At 72.1% G+C, this 17,044-nt stretch carries 20 protein-coding genes and 1 pseudogene; 14 read left to right on the top strand and 7 right to left on the bottom strand.

Features of this window, described 5'->3' with window-relative positions; all coding sequences use genetic code 11:
* Positions 1-40: 40 nt before the first annotated feature.
* Both ACQPYE_RS34950 and ACQPYE_RS34945 read left to right on the top strand, forming a co-directional pair.
* Complete coding sequence (locus ACQPYE_RS34950; RefSeq protein ID WP_498717366.1) at positions 41-1,819, top strand: 3-hydroxyacyl-CoA dehydrogenase family protein; 1,779 nt, start codon at positions 41-43, stop codon at positions 1,817-1,819.
* 112 nt (positions 1,820-1,931) lie between these two features.
* Entirely contained in the window at positions 1,932-2,513 is a 582-nt protein-coding gene (locus ACQPYE_RS34945; RefSeq protein WP_498717365.1) for a DUF3558 domain-containing protein, read from the top strand.
* Between the two features lie 256 nt (positions 2,514-2,769).
* Here ACQPYE_RS34945 and ACQPYE_RS34940 read toward each other — a convergent pair whose 3' ends face one another.
* Entirely contained in the window at positions 2,770-2,976 is a 207-nt protein-coding gene (locus ACQPYE_RS34940; RefSeq protein WP_123748361.1) for an FmdB family zinc ribbon protein, read from the bottom strand.
* 5 nt (positions 2,977-2,981) lie between these two features.
* Positions 2,982-3,398 (bottom strand): hypothetical protein, encoded by a 417-nt coding sequence (locus tag ACQPYE_RS34935; RefSeq protein WP_498717364.1) that lies wholly within the window; start codon positions 3,396-3,398, stop codon positions 2,982-2,984.
* 52 nt (positions 3,399-3,450) lie between these two features.
* Here ACQPYE_RS34935 and ACQPYE_RS34930 point away from each other — a divergent pair, with 52 nt between their 5' ends.
* Both ACQPYE_RS34930 and ACQPYE_RS34925 read left to right on the top strand, forming a co-directional pair.
* Complete coding sequence (locus ACQPYE_RS34930) at positions 3,451-3,744, top strand: Rv1322 family protein (RefSeq protein ID WP_498717363.1); 294 nt, start codon at positions 3,451-3,453, stop codon at positions 3,742-3,744.
* 111 nt (positions 3,745-3,855) lie between these two features.
* Complete coding sequence (locus ACQPYE_RS34925; protein WP_498717362.1) at positions 3,856-4,623, top strand: alpha/beta hydrolase; 768 nt, start codon at positions 3,856-3,858, stop codon at positions 4,621-4,623.
* Here ACQPYE_RS34925 and ACQPYE_RS34920 read toward each other — a convergent pair.
* Positions 4,599-4,796 (bottom strand): annotated as a pseudogene (locus ACQPYE_RS34920) (GNAT family N-acetyltransferase); the annotation flags it as partial. The gene ACQPYE_RS34925 and the pseudogene ACQPYE_RS34920 overlap by 25 nt on opposite strands.
* 43 nt (positions 4,797-4,839) lie before the next feature.
* Here ACQPYE_RS34920 and ACQPYE_RS34915 point away from each other — a divergent pair.
* Positions 4,840-5,550, top strand: coding sequence for an alpha/beta fold hydrolase (locus ACQPYE_RS34915; RefSeq protein ID WP_498717361.1), 711 nt, complete (start codon positions 4,840-4,842; stop codon positions 5,548-5,550).
* A gap of 79 nt (positions 5,551-5,629) precedes the next feature.
* On the opposite strand, the gene ACQPYE_RS34910 is transcribed toward ACQPYE_RS34915, so the two are convergent.
* Positions 5,630-6,817 (bottom strand): chromosome segregation protein, encoded by a 1,188-nt coding sequence (locus ACQPYE_RS34910; RefSeq protein WP_498717360.1) that lies wholly within the window; start codon positions 6,815-6,817, stop codon positions 5,630-5,632.
* Between the two features lie 69 nt (positions 6,818-6,886).
* Positions 6,887-8,200, bottom strand: a complete 1,314-nt coding sequence (gene ccrA / locus ACQPYE_RS34905) for a crotonyl-CoA carboxylase/reductase (protein WP_498717359.1) — start codon at positions 8,198-8,200, stop codon at positions 6,887-6,889.
* Positions 8,201-8,414: 214 nt separating this feature from the next.
* Between ccrA and ACQPYE_RS34900 the strand changes: the two genes are divergently transcribed.
* Positions 8,415-8,777 (top strand): SPW repeat protein, encoded by a 363-nt coding sequence (locus ACQPYE_RS34900; protein WP_498717358.1) that lies wholly within the window; start codon positions 8,415-8,417, stop codon positions 8,775-8,777.
* 64 nt (positions 8,778-8,841) lie between these two features.
* A complete protein-coding gene (locus ACQPYE_RS34895; RefSeq protein WP_498717357.1) occupies positions 8,842-9,399 on the top strand; it encodes a TetR/AcrR family transcriptional regulator in 558 nt (185 codons plus the stop codon).
* A 27-nt stretch (positions 9,400-9,426) separates the two neighbouring features.
* Here ACQPYE_RS34895 and mce read toward each other — a convergent pair whose 3' ends face one another.
* Complete coding sequence (gene mce / locus ACQPYE_RS34890; RefSeq protein WP_498717356.1) at positions 9,427-9,870, bottom strand: methylmalonyl-CoA epimerase; 444 nt, start codon at positions 9,868-9,870, stop codon at positions 9,427-9,429.
* A gap of 125 nt (positions 9,871-9,995) precedes the next feature.
* Between mce and ACQPYE_RS34885 the strand changes: the two genes are divergently transcribed.
* From ACQPYE_RS34885 to ACQPYE_RS34870, 4 genes are read left to right on the top strand one after another with little or no spacing between them, the layout of a single operon-like run.
* Positions 9,996-11,183 carry an acetyl-CoA C-acetyltransferase gene (locus ACQPYE_RS34885; RefSeq protein WP_498717355.1) on the top strand — a complete coding sequence of 396 codons (1,188 nt, stop codon included), beginning with the start codon at positions 9,996-9,998 and terminating at the stop codon, positions 11,181-11,183.
* A 4-nt stretch (positions 11,184-11,187) separates the two neighbouring features.
* Positions 11,188-12,153, top strand: a complete 966-nt coding sequence (meaB, locus tag ACQPYE_RS34880; protein WP_498717354.1) for a methylmalonyl Co-A mutase-associated GTPase MeaB — start codon at positions 11,188-11,190, stop codon at positions 12,151-12,153.
* Positions 12,150-12,734, top strand: a complete 585-nt coding sequence (locus ACQPYE_RS34875; protein WP_498717353.1) for a hypothetical protein — start codon at positions 12,150-12,152, stop codon at positions 12,732-12,734. Before meaB ends, ACQPYE_RS34875 begins: the two co-directional genes overlap by 4 nt.
* Entirely contained in the window at positions 12,731-13,243 is a 513-nt protein-coding gene (locus ACQPYE_RS34870) for a hypothetical protein (protein WP_498717352.1), read from the top strand. The genes ACQPYE_RS34875 and ACQPYE_RS34870 overlap by 4 nt, the downstream gene beginning before the upstream one ends.
* Here the strand turns inward: ACQPYE_RS34870 and ACQPYE_RS34865 are convergent.
* Entirely contained in the window at positions 13,227-14,087 is an 861-nt protein-coding gene (locus ACQPYE_RS34865; protein WP_498717351.1) for an arylamine N-acetyltransferase family protein, read from the bottom strand. The two genes, ACQPYE_RS34870 and ACQPYE_RS34865, sit on opposite strands and share 17 nt — an antisense overlap.
* Positions 14,088-14,202: 115 nt before the next feature.
* Here ACQPYE_RS34865 and ACQPYE_RS34860 point away from each other — a divergent pair, with 115 nt between their 5' ends.
* Genes ACQPYE_RS34860 through ACQPYE_RS34850 form a run of 3 tightly spaced genes read left to right on the top strand, consistent with a single transcriptional unit; the run spans position 14,203 to position 16,886 of the window.
* Positions 14,203-14,601: a pyridoxamine 5'-phosphate oxidase family protein gene (locus ACQPYE_RS34860; protein ID WP_498717350.1), complete on the top strand. Its 399-nt coding sequence runs from the start codon at positions 14,203-14,205 to the stop codon at positions 14,599-14,601.
* A 46-nt stretch (positions 14,602-14,647) separates the two neighbouring features.
* Positions 14,648-16,228 (top strand): sensor histidine kinase, encoded by a 1,581-nt coding sequence (locus tag ACQPYE_RS34855; RefSeq protein WP_498717349.1) that lies wholly within the window; start codon positions 14,648-14,650, stop codon positions 16,226-16,228.
* A gap of 10 nt (positions 16,229-16,238) precedes the next feature.
* Complete coding sequence (locus tag ACQPYE_RS34850) at positions 16,239-16,886, top strand: response regulator (RefSeq protein ID WP_498717348.1); 648 nt, start codon at positions 16,239-16,241, stop codon at positions 16,884-16,886.
* The last annotated feature ends 158 nt before the right edge of the window (positions 16,887-17,044 follow it).

Genomic DNA, 17,044 nt, shown 5'->3' with positions numbered 1-17,044 from the left:
TTACCGTCCGGTAGCCACTCCGGTGAGTGGGAGGTCAACAGTGACGCGCCAGTTCAACACGGTCGGTGTCGTCGGTCTCGGCACGATGGGCGCCGGTATCGCCGAAGTCCTCGCCCGGACCGGCGTCACCGTGGTGGCGGTCGACGTGGACGAGGCGGGCCTGGCTCGCGGACGCGGCCACCTGGACCACTCGACGGACCGCGCGGTGGCGGGCGGCAAGCTGTCGTCGGACGAGCGCGACGCGACGTTGGCCCGCATCTCCCACGCCACCTCGTTGGACGCGCTGGCCGGCGTCGACCTGGTGATCGAAGCGGTGCCGGAGCGGATGGAGCTGAAGGCCGCCGTGTTCGCGGAGCTGGACCGGATCTGCGGTCCGGACACCGTTTTCGCGTCGAACACGTCGTCGCTGTCGATCACCGAGATCGGTGTCCACACCGGACGGCCGGGCAAGGTCGTCGGGCTGCACTTCTTCAACCCCGCGCCGGTGCTGAAGCTGGTCGAGGTGATCCGCACGGTCGTCACCGAACCGGACGTGGTGACCGACGTGGTGGCGTTCGCCGAAGGGCTGGGCAAGACGCCGGTCGTCATCGGGGACCGGGCCGGGTTCATCGCCAACGCGCTGCTGTTCGGGTACCTCAACCACGCGGTGCGGATGTACGAATCCCGCTACGCGACCAGGGAAGACCTCGACGCGGCCATGCGGTACGGGTGCGGTTACCCGATGGGTCCGCTGGCGGTCCTCGACCTCATCGGGCTGGACACGGCGTACGAGATCCTGGACACGATGTACCACCAGTCGCGCAACCGGCTGCACGCGCCGGCGCCGCTGTTGAAGCAGATGATCACGGCGGGGCTGCTGGGGCGCAAGAGCGGTCGCGGCTTCTACACCTACGACGGGCCGGACTCGCCGGTCGTCGTGCCGGACGTGCTCACGCCGGTCGCCTCGGCGGAGGGCGACACCGCGCGCGAGGTGCAGCGGGTCGGCGTGATCGGCACCGGGACGATGGCCACGGGGATCGTCGAGGTGTTCGCCAAGCGCGGGTACGACGTGGTGCTGCGGGCGCGTTCGGCGGAGAAGGCCGACGCGGCGGTGGGCAAGGTGCGCAAGTCGTTGGAGAAGGCGGTCTCGCGGGGCAGGTTGTCGGCGGAGGACCGGGACGCCGCGCTGGCCCGGGTGACGCCGGTGGTCGAGTTCGCGGGCCTGGCCGACTGCGACCTGGTGGTCGAGGCGGTGGCCGAGGAGCTGTCGGTCAAGAAGGCGGTGTTCGAGGCGCTGGACGAGGTGTGCAAGCCGGGCGCGGTGCTGGCGACCACGACGTCCTCGCTGCCGGTGATCGAGTGCGCGGCGGCGACCTCGCGTCCCGGCGACGTCGTCGGGCTGCACTTCTTCAACCCGGCGCAGGTGATGAAGCTGGTGGAGGTCGTGGAGACGATCTCGACGTCGGCCGAGGTCGTGGCCACGGCGCGTCGGGTGTGCCTGGACCTGGGCAAGGTGCCGGTGCACTGCGGCGACCGTGCCGGGTTCATCGTGAACGCGCTGCTCTTCCCGTACTTGAACGACGCGGTGAAGATGCTGGAGGCGCACTACGCGGTGGCCGACGACATCGACAACGCGATGAAGGTCGGCTGCTCGTTGCCGATGGGGCCGTTCGAGCTGCTGGACGTGGTCGGGCTGGACGTGTCGCTGGCCATCGAGCGGAGCCTGTACCTGGAGTTCCGCGAGGCCGGTTTCGCTCCCGCGCCGCTGTTGGAGCACTTGGTGAAGGCAGGGCGGCTGGGGCGCAAGACGGGCAAGGGTTTCCGCGACTACGTGTCCTGAGGGTGTTCCGGGGCGTTTCGGGGTGCCCTGAGGGTGTCTTGGGGAGTCTGTTGCCGGACCGTTGTGCGGGCTGATGGCGTGTCGGGTTCCGGCGTTTGGCATCGTGGTCCCCATGCGGCGTGTGGTGATCTCGCTCCTGGTGGCGGCGTTCGGTCTGACGAGCGCCTGCGCGTACACGGTCAACGGCACCCCCTTGGCGGAGCAGGTGCTCGACGTCGACCCGCCGTTCACGTCGGCCCCGAGCACGCCGACCGGGTCCGCCGATCCGTCCGGTGAGCCGACCGGGGACGTCGGCGACATCTGCGCGTTGATCGGGTGGAAGGACCTGCCGTACGAGGTGGCGGACAAGAACGCCGAGCCGACGGAGACCGGCTACGACTCGGCGTTCGACCAGTCGTGCAAGTGGCAGACGTCGGTGGGGTCGCTGGACGTGGGCGTGACCCTGCGGTTCCGCGAGGGGCGGTCGATCACGTTGGAGCAGAACAACGGCGAGTTCGACCTGGGTGACCGGAAGGTGACCTACTTCGACCGGACGACGGACACGTCCGTGCAGCCGTCGTGCGTGCTGGTGATGGACTACGCCGGTGGCGGGCTCGGGATCATCGTGATCGACGGCTCGGCCCGCTTCGGCGCGATCTGCGACCAGGGCAAGAAGGTGGCCGAGGTGCTGCTGGAGAAAGAGCCGACCATCTGAGGCCCATCCGGGTCTCGCTTCGAGTTCGCTCCGGGCCGGCCTGTTCAAGTCCTGTTCTGAGTGCTGCTGCTTGAGCCCTGCTCCGCGTGCCGGACTTCGGTTCGCGCGCAGGCGCAGGCGGCAGTGCCGGGCCGGCCGAGGCCGGTCCAGGTCGGGTGGTGTCCGGCGCGCTCGACCGGCCGCACCTGGGCGTGCGGCGACCGCGGTGGCGTTGGGGTCGGCCGGTCCTAGGTCGCCGTCGCGCGTTCGCTTCGGGTCAGCTGCAGCAGCCGCCGCCGCAGCACCCGCCCCCACCGCCGCCGGCGGGCGCGTTGGCTTGGCCGCCCAGTCCGGCCATGGAGAGCAGCTTCACGGTGTCGTCGTGGCCGTTCGGGCACGGCGCGGGCGCGGAGGCCTCGTCCATCGACCGCTTCACGTCGAAGGTCGAGCCGCACGCCTTGCAGCGGAATTCGTAGGTTGGCACGCCGCTCATTGTCCCCGGCGCGGCGGTGCGAGCACCAGCAAGGGCACCCCAACCGCTGACACGGCGGCGAGCAGCGTCAACAGCGGCAGGCCGTGCACCCAGCCCAGGCCGGTGGCGGCCAGGTGGGTGCCGGTGAACGTCGCCACCCACATCCGCGAACCGGGCCGCAACCACACCGGGGCCAACGCCGACAGTGCTGTGACCAGCATCAACATCGTCGCACCCAGCAGTACGCCCTGCCGCAGGCCGGAAGGCTGGCCGACCGGCACGTCAGCCTCTTGCAGGACCTGTCGAACCTCTTCACCAGCCACGACGGTCGGCAGCGACGGTTCGAAGAGCAGCCCGCGCACCACCGGCATCAGGGTCACGGCCACTTCGGTCATCAGAAGCAGGGTTAATACGACCCGTTGCCACTTGCTCATCCACTGGACCGTAGGCGATCACCCAGGGCAAGCCCGGATACCCTCGCTTCTCGTGCCACGCCGCAACCGCCCGCAACGCCCTAACGAGCCCTCACCCATCGGTGGGCACGGTTGGGCGCGCGCCGAAAGCGCCTCGGACGGCGAGTGGCTGGTGCGCACCGTCTCCGGCAGCGCCACCACCAAGACCTACCGCTGCCCCGGATGCGACCACGAGATCCGCCCGGGCACCCCGCACATCGTCGCCTGGCCGGCCGGTGACTACGGCTCGGTGGAAGACCGCCGCCACTGGCACCAGGGCTGCTGGTCGTCACGGAGCCGCCGAGGCCCCACCACCCGTCGCTGGTAACTCTCCGTTAACCCTCCGTTCATGATCGAGCTGTCGGTTCGGCCCCCGGTCGCCCCGCCCGGGACAGCGGACTGGCGGGGACAGCGGACTGGCTGGTGGCACGATGTCGGCGTGGATGGTGTGGACGGCGAGGTTCCGATCAAGGCCAACACCGTGCTCCCGGCACGCCGGGAAGCGGTGACGTTGCGGACCTCGGACGGGCTCGCGCTGGTCGGTGAGTTGGCGTTGCCGTTCGACCGGGAGCCGCTGGCCACCGCGGTGCTGTTGCACCCGTTGCCGACCCACGGCGGGATGATGGACTCCCACCTCTACCGCAAGGCGGCTTGGCGGTTGCCCGCGCTGGCCGGCCTGGCGGTGTTGCGGTTCAACACGCGGGGCACGGCCAGTGCGGCCGGGTGCAGCGAGGGCGCGTTCGACCACGCCGTGGGCGAGCGGCTGGATGTCGCCGCCGCCTTGGCGTTCGCGGCAGAGCGCGGGTTGCCCTCCGTGTGGCTGGTCGGCTGGTCGTTCGGCACCGACCTCGCGCTGATGCACGGGTGCGACCCGGTGGTCGAGGGCGCCGTGTTGATCTCACCTCCTCTGCGGTGGAGCAAGGCCGAGCACTTGCGGACGTGGTCGCGTGCGGGCAAGCCGGTGGTGTGCCTGGTGCCCGAGTTCGACACCTACCTGCCACCGACCGAGGCCAGGCGGCGGTTCGGCGCGGAGCTACCGACCGCGGACGTCATCGACTTCCCCGGCGCCAAGCACCTCATGGTCGGGCACACCGAAGAGGTGCTGGACGCGATCGTGTCCGCGGCCGTGCCCGAGGTGCCCACGCCGCTGCCGCGCACCTGGTCCGGCCCTCACGAGCAGCATCAGGCCGCCATCGTGGCCTCCTGACGCCGCCAGACCGGCACCGGGCCCGAGGCGGTGCTGCTGTCGCCCACGTGCGCGAAGCCCAGCTTCTCCGCGACGCGCTGGGAGGGCGTGTTGCCCGGGTCGGTGATGATCGTGATCGGTCGGTCCGGTCGCACCCGGCTCGCCCAGTCGATGGCCGCGCGCGCCATCTCCGGTGCGTAGCCGCGAAGCTAGCGACGGGGTCCGACAATTCCGGGTATGGAATCCGCTCCGCTCGTCCTCCTGCACGCGTTCCCGTTCGACTCACGGATGTGGGACGGGGTGCGTGACCTGCTGAAACCGATCACGCCCGACCAGCGGGGCGGCGATCGTTCACCCGATCTGGTGGCTGTGGCGGACGACGTGCTGCGGTTGCTCGACGAGCGCCGGATCGAGCGGGCGGTGCTCGGCGGGTGCTCCATGGGCGGCTACGTGGCGATGGCCGTGCTGCGGCGCGACCCGTCCCGGGTGGCCGGGCTCGTGCTGGCCGACACGCGTGCCGGCGCCGACACGGAGGAAGCGCGGGCGAACCGGCTGGCGATGGCGGCACGGGTGGAGGCGGAGGGCCTCGCCTGGGTGCCGGACACCGTCGTGGGCGGGCTGCTCGGACCCGCGCCGGACGAGGCCGTGGTCGGGCGGGTGCGTGAGTTGATCCTCGACCAGGACCCGGCGGAGGTGGTGTGGGCGCAACGGGCGATGGCCGTGCGGCCGGACTCGGCGGGGGTGCTGGCGGAGGTGGACGTGCCCGCGTTGGTGCTGGTCGGGGAGCACGACGCGCTCACGCCGCCCACGTTGGCGCGCGAGCTGGCCGGGGTGCTGCGGCAGGGCGAGTACGTCGAGCTGCCGGGCGTCGGGCACCTGACGCCGCTGGAGGCGCCGGACGCGTTCGCCGCCGCGGTTCTCGACTGGCGGCGGCGGGTTGGCGGGTGACCCGGCGTGCTCCGAACGTTCAACTCGGGGGTCCTGAACGTAGGACACGCGCGTTCTGAACGTAGGACTCTCGGTGGGGTCAGCGCTTGGTGGTTTGGGGTTTGGGGGTTGGGCGCGCGATCTTCTGGGTTTGGGCGTCGGGAGTCGGGGTGGGGGTGGAGGAGGCGGCGTGGGAGGGGGAGGGGGGAGTGGAGGCGGGGGTGGCGCCGCTGGAGGTGGGGGGAGTGGCGGGGGTGGAGGAGGTGGGGGTGGTTGGAGGGGTTGGGCGTTCCTCCTCCAGCGGGTCCAGGAGGGGGGTGACGTCGTGCAGGGCGGAGCTCACGGCGTGCAGTTGCTGGGAGAGCCGGTTGCGCAGTTGGCGCAGGGCGTCCACCTTCTGGGTCGCCTGGGTGACGCGGCGGTTCGCTTCCTCCGTCGCCTCGCGCACCCGGCGGTTCGCCTCGTCCGTCGCCTCCTGCACGCGGGCCGTGGCCTCGCTGACGGAGTCGTGCCGACGCCGGTTGGCCTCCTCGGTCGCCTCGCGCACGAGCCGCTGCGCCTCGGCGTTCGACGCGGCCTGCTCCTGGGCGACCTGCGCGCGCACGCGCGCGGCCTCCTCCGCCGCCTCGCGCAACCGCCGCTCGGCCTCGCCCTTCGACGCCGCCTCCTGCTCGGCCAACGTCTTCATCGACTCGACCCGCCGGGCCGCCATCGCGATCTCGAAGTCCTCCTCGACCGTGGTCCGGCGCTGGAGCGACTCCTCGTCCAACCGGGTCGCCTCGGCCCGCGCCTCGCCCACCACCCGGTCGGCCTCGGCCCGCGCCGTCTCCAGCACGCCCCGGTGCTCGGCCTCCATGTCGGCGCGCCGCTGGTCGAGCTCGGCGATCAGCTTCTCGTACCGGGTGCGCAGCACCCCCGCGTCGGCCTCGGCCTTGGCGCGGATGTGCCCGCCCTCGGCCTCGGCCCGCGCCTTGATCTCGTTCGCCTCGTCCTGCGCGAGCCGCAGCATCCGCTGCAACCGCTCGCTCAGTCCCTCCAACGTGGTCGGCGGCAGCGACAGCCGCTCCACCTGGCCGCGCAGCTCCGCGATCTCCGACCGGGCCGCTTCGAGCTGGCGGGCCAGGTCGTTGGTCTGCGAGACCGCCGCGTCCCGGTCGGCCGCGAGCAGGCGCAGGTCGGAGTCGAGGCGTTCCAGGTGGTCCTCGACCTGGGCGCGGTCGTACCCGCGCTTGACGATGTCGAAGCCGGATCCCAGGGGGACGAGGTCACGGTCGTCGGCGAGGCCCATGCCGCTCACGCTACCCGCTCCCGGTGCGCGACGGTCACCCGAGCGCCGCACACCGGGAGTGGTTTCGCTTTAGACGCCCCGGAAACGGTTGATGCCGGCCAGGTGCGCCGCGCGCAGCTCGTGGTCGCGCACGCCGAGCCCCTCCTCCGGCGCCAGCGTCAGCACGCCCACCTTGCCCTGGTGGGCGTTGCGGTGCACGTCGTGCGCGGCCTGCCCGGTGTCCTCCATGGAGTACACCTTGGACAGTGTCGGGTGGATCTTCCCCTTGGCGACCAACCGGTTGGCCTCCCACGCCTCCCGGTAGTTCGCGAAGTGCGAGCCGACGATCCGCTTGAGGTGCATCCACAGGTACCGGTTGTCGTACTGGTGCATGTACCCGCTGGTGGACGCGCACGTCACGATCGTGCCGCCCTTGCGCGTCACGTAGACGGACGCGCCGAACGTCTCCCGGCCGGGGTGCTCGAACACGATGTCCGGGTCGTCGCCACCGGTCAGCTCGCGGATCTTCGCGCCGAGCCGCTTCCACTCGCGCGGGTCCTGCTCGTGCTCGTCCTTCCAGAACCGGTAGCCCTCGGCGCTGCGGTCGATGATCAGCTCCGCGCCCATCCGGCGGCAGATCTCCGCCTTCTCCGGCGACGACACCACGCACACCGGGGTGGCGCCGCCGTTGAGCGCGAACTGGGTCGCGTAGGAGCCGAGGCCGCCGGACGCGCCCCAGATCAGCACGGTGTCGCCCTGCTTCATGTTCGCGCCGTTGGCGGACACGAGCTGCCGGTAGGCGGTGGAGTTCACCAGACCGGGTGACGCCGCCTCCTCCCACGTCAGGTGGGCGGGCATCGGCATGAGCTGGTTGGCCTTGACCAGCGCGATCTCGGCGAGACCGCCGTAGTTGGTCTCGAACCCCCAGATGCGCTGCTCGGGGTCGAGCATGGTGTCACTGTGCCCGTCGTGGTGTTCCAGCTGCACGTCGAGGCAGTGCGCGACGACCCGGTCGCCCGGCTTCCACGCGTTCACGCCCGGTCCGGTGCGCAGCACCACGCCCGCCAGGTCGGAGCCGACCACGTGGAACGGCTGGTCGTGCCTGCCGCCGTACTTCTTCAGGAACGCGAACGTGGACAGCGGCTCGAAGATCGAGGTCCACACCGTGTTGTAGTTGATGGCGCTCGCCATCACGGCCACCAGCGCCTCGCCGGGGCCGAGCTCCGGGGTGGCGACCTCGTCGACGTGGAGCGACTTGCGCGGGTCCTTGTCCTTGGTGGCCAAGCCCTCGAACATCTTGACCTCGTCGGCGTGCACCGTCACGCCCCGGTAGCTCTCCGGCACGTCGAGTGATCCGATCGCGTCCAGTTCGTCCGCGAGGATCGCGTCGAGGATCTTCTGCACGGCGTTCCCTCCCAATGGGGGCTTCGGGATGGTCGGGTGTGTGGCGGGCTCTAGAGGTCCACGCGAGTGGCCGGAGGTTACCCACGGGTAACCGATTCAGAACGCGGGCTGTGAGCCACCGCACTGGCATTTCCCCCGATCGGTCGGTCTTGACCGGGCGGCCAACCAAGCGGAGCATCGGAGCCGTCCGATCGACGGGACGGAGGTACGAGTCATGACAAAGGCGTGGACCAGGTGGCAGGACTGGGCCGAGGTCGTCATCGGCGCCCTCGTGCTGCTCTCGCCCCTGGTGGTGGAGACGACCACCGGGGCCGTGTGGACGATGATCGTGCTAGGCGCGCTGATCGCCATCGACGGCCTCGCGTCGCTCGCGATGCCCGGGATGGTCTACGGCGAGTGGTTCCAGGTGGTCCTCGGCGCGCTGTTGTTCATCTCCCCGTGGGTGATGGGCTACAGCGACCTGACCGGGGCGTCGTGGGTTTCGTGGGTCGGCGGTGCGCTGACCGTCGCGGCGGGCGCCATGGCGGTCCCGCTGGCGAACGCGGCGCACGGCGGCCGGATCGCCGGCACCGCCTGAAGCGGTGGAGAACCGGGCCCGCGGCGACCGGCCGCGGGCCCGACCGACGAGGAGGGGCGCGGCATTGGCAGAGGACTCGTCGGCCAGGGAACGGATCCTGCGAGCGGCCGAGGAGTTGTTCGCCGAGTCGGGGTTCGACGCGACGCCGACCTCGCGCATCGCCGAACGGGCCGCCGTGCCCAAGGGGCTCGTGCACTACTACTTCCGTCGCAAGACCGACCTGCTGGCGGCGCTCGTGCAACGCCTGCCGGACGGCGCCGTCGACGCGCGCCGGGTCGTGGTCGTCGGCGACATCGCGGAGAGCCTGCGCGGGCTGGTCGCCGCGCTGGACGCCCGGCTCGACTCGTCGCCGCTGCTCAGCCACCTGCTGTGGCGCGAGGCGGACACGCACGAGGCGGTCCGCGACGCGCTGCACGAGCGCCACCGGTCGGTCGTGCGGCAGATCCGCGACGTCATCGTCGCCGCCGGTGGCGACGCCGTGGCCGCGAAGGACGTCGACAGCGCCTCCGCGCTGCTCGCGCTCGCGGTCAGCTACCGGCACTCGGTGGCCCGGCACGCGCCGGACGACGACCGGATGGACCTGGAGCTGACGTTCGTGGCCGCCGCCCTGGAACGGCCTTAGCGCGAGTCCGCGCCGTCCGGTCGACCCCTAGTGGTCGGCGGCGGGCTCCACCAGCTCCACCAGCACGCCGCCCGCGTCCTTGGGGTGCACGAAGTTGACCCGGCTGTCGGACGTCCCCCGCCGCGCCTGCTCGTACAGCAGCCGCAGTCCCTTGGCGCGCAGCGCCGCCGCCGCCGCGTCCACATCGGACACGCGGTAGGCCAGCTGCTGCAACCCGGGGCCCGACCGGCCGATGAACTTGGCGATGGTCGACTCCGGCGTCAGCGGCGCGAGCAGCTGCACGGCGGCGCCCGCGCCCTCGTCGCCCGGCGCGCGCAGCATCGCCTCGCGCACGCCCTGCTCCTCGTTGACCTCCTCGTGGACGACCTCCAGGCCGAAGTGCTCGCGGTGGAACGCGATCGCGGCGTCGAGGTCGGGCACGGCGATGCCGACGTGGTCGATGGCGGTGACGAAACCCCGGAGTTCTTCCATGGCGACGAAGGTTAGTAGCCGAATCGGTGCAGGTGGCGTTGTGTGAGGCCTCACACGGCTACTCTGCGGTAACCGTGGGTATCGTGGCGTGTTAACAACCGCTTACACCCGCTGTGGAGGCTGCTGTGTCCGGTTCCGTCATCGTCGCCGGGGCCCGAACCCCGATGGGGCGACTGCTCGGATCTTTGAAGGACTTCTCCGGCGCCCAGCTCGGCGGCGTCGCGATCAAGGCGGCCCTGGAACGGGCCGGTGTCGCGCCCGACCAGGTGCAGTACGTGATCATGGGCCAGGTGCTGACCGCCGGCGCGGGCCAGATCCCGGCGCGCCAGGCCGCGGTGAACGCGGGCATCCCCATGACCGTGCCCGCGCTCACCATCAACAAGGTGTGCCTGTCGGGCATCGACGCGATCGCGCTGGCCGACCAGCTCATCCGCGCCGGTGAGTTCGACATCGTGGTGGCGGGCGGCCAGGAGTCGATGACGCAGGCGCCGCACCTGCTGCCGTCCTCGCGCGGCGGGTTCAAGTACGGCGACGTCACGATGCTCGACCACATGGCCCACGACGGCCTGTTCTGCGCGTTCGACCAGGTCGCGATGGGCTCCTCCACGGAAAAGTTCAACGCCCGCTACGGCGTGACCCGCGAGGAGCAGGACGCGTTCTCGGCCCGGTCGCACCAGCTGGCCGCCAAGGCCGCGACCAACGGCGTCTTCGGCGAGGAGATCGCGCCCGTCGCCATCCCGCAGCGCAAGGGCGACCCGGTGCTGTTCGCCACGGACGAGGGCGTGCGCGGCGACACCACGGTGGAGACGCTGGCCAGGCTGCGCCCGGCGTTCGCCCCCGACGGCACGATCACCGCGGGCTCGGCGTCGCAGATCTCCGACGGCGCGGCGGCCGTGGTCGTGATGAGCAGGGCCAAGGCCGAGGAGCTGGGCCTGACCTGGCTGGCCGAGATCGGCGCGCACGGCGTCGTGGCCGGTCCGGACGCGAGCCTGCACGAGCAGCCCTCGAACGCGATCAAGGCGGCGTGCGCCAAGGAGGGCATCGACCCGGCCGACCTGGACCTGGTCGAGATCAACGAGGCGTTCGCCGCGGTCGGCGTGGTCTCCACCCGAGAGCTGGGCATCGCCGAGGACAAGGTCAACGTCAACGGCGGCGCGATCGCGCTGGGTCACCCGATCGGCATGTCGGGCGCCCGCATCGCGCTGCACCTGGCGCTGGAGCTCAAGCGGCGCGGCGGCGGCGTCGGCGCGGCGGCCCTGTGCGGCGGCGGTGGTCAGGGCGACGCGCTGATCATCCGCGTCCCCGAGGTCTAGGGGTGTGGCCCGCACCGTTGACGTGGCCGAGCTGGTCGACCGCGCGCGCGAGGGACAGCCGCGCGCGGTCGCGAGGCTGATCTCGCTGGTCGAGGACGCCAGCCCGCAGCTGCGCGAGGTGGCGGGCGCACTGGCCCCGTTCTGCGGCAACGCGCGGGTCGTCGGCCTGACGGGCGCGCCGGGCGTCGGCAAGTCCACGTCGACGTCCGCGCTGGTCGCGGCCTACCGCCGGCGGGGCGAGCGGGTCGGGGTGCTGGCGGTGGACCCGTCGTCGCCGTTCTCCGGCGGCGCGCTGCTCGGCGACCGGGTGCGGATGGGCGAGCACGCGACCGATCCCGGCGTGTTCATCCGGTCCATGGCCACGCGCGGGCACCTGGGCGGGCTGTCCTGGGCCACGCCGCAGGCGTTGCGCGTGCTCGACGCGGCGGGCTGCGACGTGGTGCTGGTCGAGACGGTCGGCGTCGGCCAGTCCGAGGTGGAGGTGGTGTCGCTGGCCGACACCACGGTGGTGCTGCTCGCGCCCGGCATGGGCGACGGCGTCCAGGCGGCCAAGGCGGGCATCCTGGAGATCGCGGACGTGTTCGTGGTCAACAAGGCCGACCGCGACGGCGCCGACCAGACCGCGCGCGAGCTCAAGCACATGATCTCGCTGGGTCGCCGGGAGAGCGAGGGCGGCCGGTGGCGGCCTCCCGTGGTGAAGGCGGTCGCCTCCCGCGCCGAGGGGCTGGACGAGGTCCTGGACGCCGTCGACGCGCACCACGCCTGGCTCGTCGAACGCGGTGAGCTGGCACGACGCCGCGCGACCAGGGCCGCGGGCGAGATCGAGGCCATCGCGCTGGGGCGGCTGCGCTCCCGGATCGGCGGGCTGCGCGGCGCGTCCGCCCTCGAAACCCTGGCCAAACGGGTCGTGGCGGGTGAGCTGGACCCCTACGCTGCGGCTGACCGACTGGTCGAGGGGGTGGGGGTATGACGACGCCGGTGGTGGTGGACATCGGCACGCGGGACACCCGTCGGGTGATCATCGGCGGCCTGGTGGCCGGTGTGCTCGGGGTGTCGGCGCTCGTGGGCGCGGTGAGCGCGTACACCGACGGCGAGGGCGTGGGCGGGACGATCGCGCTGGTCATCGGGCTCGCGTTCACGGGCATCGCGCTCGCCGCGGTGCTGAACCGGAAGAAGGTCTCCCGACCGCGCAAGCTCGTGTTCGAGGCGCCCGGCGTGCGGTGGGACGACCCACAGGGCGCGCCGTGGGCCGTGGCGTGGCACGAACTGGGCGCGGTGCGGATCTCGCGGACGCGGGAACGGGTCGTCGACCCGGCCGACGCCGTGCTGCGCAAGACCATGGTCAGGCTGGACCTGCTGCCCGCCGACCACCAGGCTTTCCGGGCCGGGCACGCCGACATGGCGCACCTGGCCCGCGAGGACGGCGCCTACCGGCTGCCGCTGGGCGACGCGGCCGCGTTGGTCCCGGTGGTCGAGCGGGCCGTGCTCGGATTCGCACCACACCTGTACCGCGGGGTGCAGGACGAGGGCTTCACTGTGGGGTTGTCGTGAGAGAGATCGAGATTCCCTTCGGCAACAAGGCCGAGCGACGTGCCGGGCTCGCCGTCCAGCTCGGCTTCACGCTGCTCGGCGTGCTGCTGATGTTCCTGTCCTACGCCGACGGCCACCTGGCGGCGATGTTCGTCGGGCCGCTGGTCGCGCTCGGCGGTTTGATCGGCGGCGGCGTCTGGCGGCGCAAGGCCAGGCCGCGCAAGCTCGTGGTCGAGCCGCAGGGCCTGCGCTGGGAGGAGAAGGGCAAGACGTGGGCGGTGCCCTGGTACGAGCTGGCCGGGGTGGCGCTGTCCTACGACGCCAAGGCCAAGCCCGGGCTGTGGCTGCACCTGGTGCCGAACGACCCGGGCTCCTTCGCCGCCACGTACCGCAGCATTCCGGCGTTCCCGCACGGCCACTGGGTCCAGCTGGCCGACGACGCCGGCAACGATCTGCTCGACCTGGCGTTCAAGCGGCACGCGCCGCAGCTCTACCGGGGGTACGTGACGCACTTCACCGCCGGTCTGTGACCGCTTGAGCGGTCGCGGCCAGGTGCGCCTCGTGCTGGGACACCGCCTTGCGCCACAGCGGTTCGCGGTCCTCCTCGGGGAGGACCAGGCCGTAGACGTCGGCCAAGGCGGTGAACCAGTCGGCCCGGTCGTCCAGCAGGGTCTTGGTGGTCGTCCGCTCGACCCGGGACAGGGTCAGCGCGCGCAGCACGTCCCAGCCGTCGGCGTCGGCCCGCAGCACGCCGAACGTGCGCACGAACCCCGACTCCGGCGACGTGGACAGGTGCACGTGCCGGTCGGTGAAGTGGTCCAGGCCGACGTCGCCCGGGGCGAAGTGCATGGCGTGGAAGCTGCCGCGCACGTCGTGCCCCAGCCGCCACGCGCCCGCCGCCGCCGTGGACGGCCCCAGCTCGAAGGCGAACGGCCCCTGGCGGTGGACGCCCGCGCGCAGCGGCAACGGCGAGTGCAGGCCGTCGCCCAGCCCGGCGTCCACCAGCCAGGCGTCGTCGGAGTCCGGCAGGTCGCGCACGGTGAGCGCGAGGTGGCTGCGGCTGATCACCGGCTCGGCGTCCGCCGTCATCTGCACGCCGCCGGGATGCCTGGTCACGTGGTAGCCGAGCGCGCGCAGCAGCTCGGCGAACGCGCCGTTGAGCTGGAAGCAGTACCCGCCGCGACCGGCCAGCACGCGGGCCGCCGAGTCGAGCGGGTCCAGCGAGGTCACCCGACCGAGCTGGATGTCCACCGTCTCGTAGGGCACCCGTTCGACGAACGCCTGGTGCAACCGGGTCAGCGCCGCCACGCTCGGTGGCTCGGCCGCGCCGAGGCCGAGGCGGCGCAGGAACGCGGTTACGTCGAGCGAGGCCATCCTGGAAATCCCCCATCCGGGTAGGACGCGTCGAAGCCGGGACTTCCGACCCTAGGCAAGGACGATCACAGCGCCGAACGTTTATCCCAGCGACTGGGCGTGACGAAGAGGTGCGATGTACGACTCCGCTGGGCTCCAGGTCCTGTCCCGCGACGAATGCCTGGAGCTGCTCGGCACGGCCGCCGTCGGCCGCCTCGTCTACACCCACATGGCGCTGCCGGTGGTGCACCCCGTCGTGTTCGTGCTCGACGGCGAGTGCGTCGTGCTGCGCGTGCCGCACGGCAGCGCCACCCTCGTCGCCCGGGACACGATCGTCGCGTTCCAGATCGACGACGTCTCGCCGGACCTGTCCCGCGGCTGGTCGGTGATGGCGGTCGGGCACGTCACCGAGGTCGAGGAGCAGGCGCGGCTGGCCCGGCTGCGGCTGCTGCCGCTGCCCTCGCGCGGCTTCGGCGGCGGTGACCACTACCTGGTCGTCGACCTGGAGGTGCTGACGGGCCGTCGCATCCCGTAGGCGGAGGCGATAACCTCGGAACCTCCGAACCGGAGGGTGGTCTCGGGTGGCCGGATCCCCGGACGCGAACGCCGCGACGCGGCTGGACGGCCTGCTGCGCGAGCTGACCGACCGCACCACCGAGGTGGTCGTCTCGCAGGAGCGGCTGCACCGGCTGCTGTCCGCGGTCGTCTCGCTGGCCAGCGACCTGTCGCTGCCCGACGTGCTGCGGCGCATCGTGGAGTCCTCGTGCGGCCTGGTCGGCGCCCGGTACGGCGCGCTGGCCGTGGTGGGGCCGAACCGGCAGCTGCTGGAGTTCACCTACGACGACGGCCACCACAACACCGACTTCGAGAAGACCGGGTCGGAGGCGACGACGTTCGACCCGTCCGGTCCCGGCTTCCTCGGCGTGCCGGTGCACGTGCGCGGCGCGGTGTTCGGCAACCTCTACCTCAGCGACAAGGCCGACGGCGCCGACTTCACCCGCGCCGACCGCGAGCTCGTGGTGGCGGTGGCCGCGGCGGCGGGCATCGCGATCGAGAACGCGCGGCTCTACGCGCAGTCGCAGCAGCGGGAGGTGTGGCTGCGCGCGTCGAACGAGGTGACGAACGCGCTGCTCACCGGCACCCCGGACCGCGACGCGCTGCGCCTGGTCGCGGTGCGCGCCCGGCTGGCCGCGGACGGCGTGAACGCGCTGCTGGCGCTGCCCGACGTGCAGGGCGAGCTGGCCGTGCGGGTGGTGGACGGCGAGGTGCGCGGGTTCAGCGCGTCCGGCGAGGGCGGCCCGGCCCGCGAGGTGTTCGACACCGGCAAGGCCAAGGTGCTCGACGGGCTGCCCGGCCAGACCCGGATCGGGCCGGTGGTGTTCGCGCCGCTGGCCGCCGGGCAACGGGTGCTCGGCGTGCTGATGGTGGCGCGCGCGCGTGAGCAGCGGGCGTTCGACGCGTCGGACGTGGCGCTGGTCGAGTCGTTCGCCCGGCAGGCCGCGCTGGTCCTGGAGTTCACCAGGGCGACCGGCGCGGGACGGCGGCTGGCCGTGCTGGAGGACCGCGACCGGATCGCCCGCGACCTGCACGACCTGGTGGTGCAGCGGCTGTTCGGGCTCGGCCTCGGGTTGCAGAGCATGAACGGGCTGGTGGAGCAGCCGATGGTGGCGCAGCGGCTGGCCGACTTCGTCACCGAGGTCGACCAGACCATCCGGGAGATCCGGCGCACCATCTTCTCGCTCCAGGAGCCGCCCGCCGGCGCGGCCGACCTGCGCGCCCAGCTGATGAAGGTGGTGCAGGAGTCGGCCAGGCTGCTCGGCTTCGAGCCCGCGCTCGCGATGGACGGCCCGATCGACTCGGTGGTGCCCGACCACGTGCGGCCGGACCTGCTGGCCACGTTGCGCGAGGCGCTGGCCAACGCCGCCCGGCACGCGTCGGCGACGGACGTCCGGGTCGAGGTGGTGGTGGACCGGGCGGCGACGAGCCTGCGGCTGGTCGTGCGCGACGACGGCGAGGGCCTGCCGCCCGGTCGGACCAGGCACACGGGCGGCCTGGTGAACATGGCGGCGCGCGCCGCGAGGTGGGACGGTTCGTGCGAGGTCGAGTCGGCCGAGGGCCGGGGTGTAACGCTGACGTGGTCCGTGCCGTTGGTATCGGTGTAGGGGGAGGTCCATGTCCATCTCGGTGCTACTGGTGGACGACCACGAGATCGTCCGGCGCGGGTTGCAGCAGCTGCTGGCCGTCGAGTCGGACATCGAGGTGGTCGGCGAGGCGGAGAGCGCTGCCGCCGCCGTGTCCGCCGCCGCGTTCCACAAGCCGGACGTGGCCGTGATCGACGTGCGGCTGCCCGACGGCGACGGCGTGACCGTGTGCCGGGAGATCCGCTCGACGGTCCAGCCGCCGCCCGCGTGCCTGATGCTGACCTCGTACTCGGACGACGAGGCGTTGTTCGGCGCGATCATGGCGGGCGCGGCCGGGTACATGCTCAAGCAGGTCTCCGGCAACGACCTGGTGTCCGCGATCCGCACCCTGGCGGCGGGCGGCTCGCTGCTGCACTCGGGCGTGACCGCGACCGTGCTGCAACGGCTGCGCGGCGGACCGGTCGAGGACCCGCGCTACGCGTCGTTGAGCCCGCAGGAGCGGCGGATCCTCGACCTGATCGCCGAGGGCCTGACCAACCGGCAGATCGCGAACCGGCTGTTCCTGGCCGAGAAGACGGTCAAGAACTACGTCTCCTCGCTGTTGCACAAGCTCGGCTTCGACCGCCGGACCGAGGCCGGTGTCTACGCCGCGCGCCGGCGGCAGGCCGGCGGGCTCTAGCTCCTGCCGCGGCTCGGCCCGCGCGCACGTCGGCAGGGCCGTGCCGACCAGGGGCGCGACCTCGGCGATGGCTGTTCCCGCTCGCGCGCGGTCCCCTCCGTCGAGGACCGCGGTCCACCGCGCACGTACGCTGGGAGCAACCGCAGGAAGGCCCTGTT

Origin of the sequence: Actinosynnema sp. CA-299493, assembly GCF_050946825.1 — a bacterium.
Lineage (GTDB): Bacteria > Actinomycetota > Actinomycetes > Mycobacteriales > Pseudonocardiaceae > Actinosynnema.
Note: the sequence above shows the minus strand (reverse complement) of the source record. Positions and strands in the feature narration are given on the sequence as shown.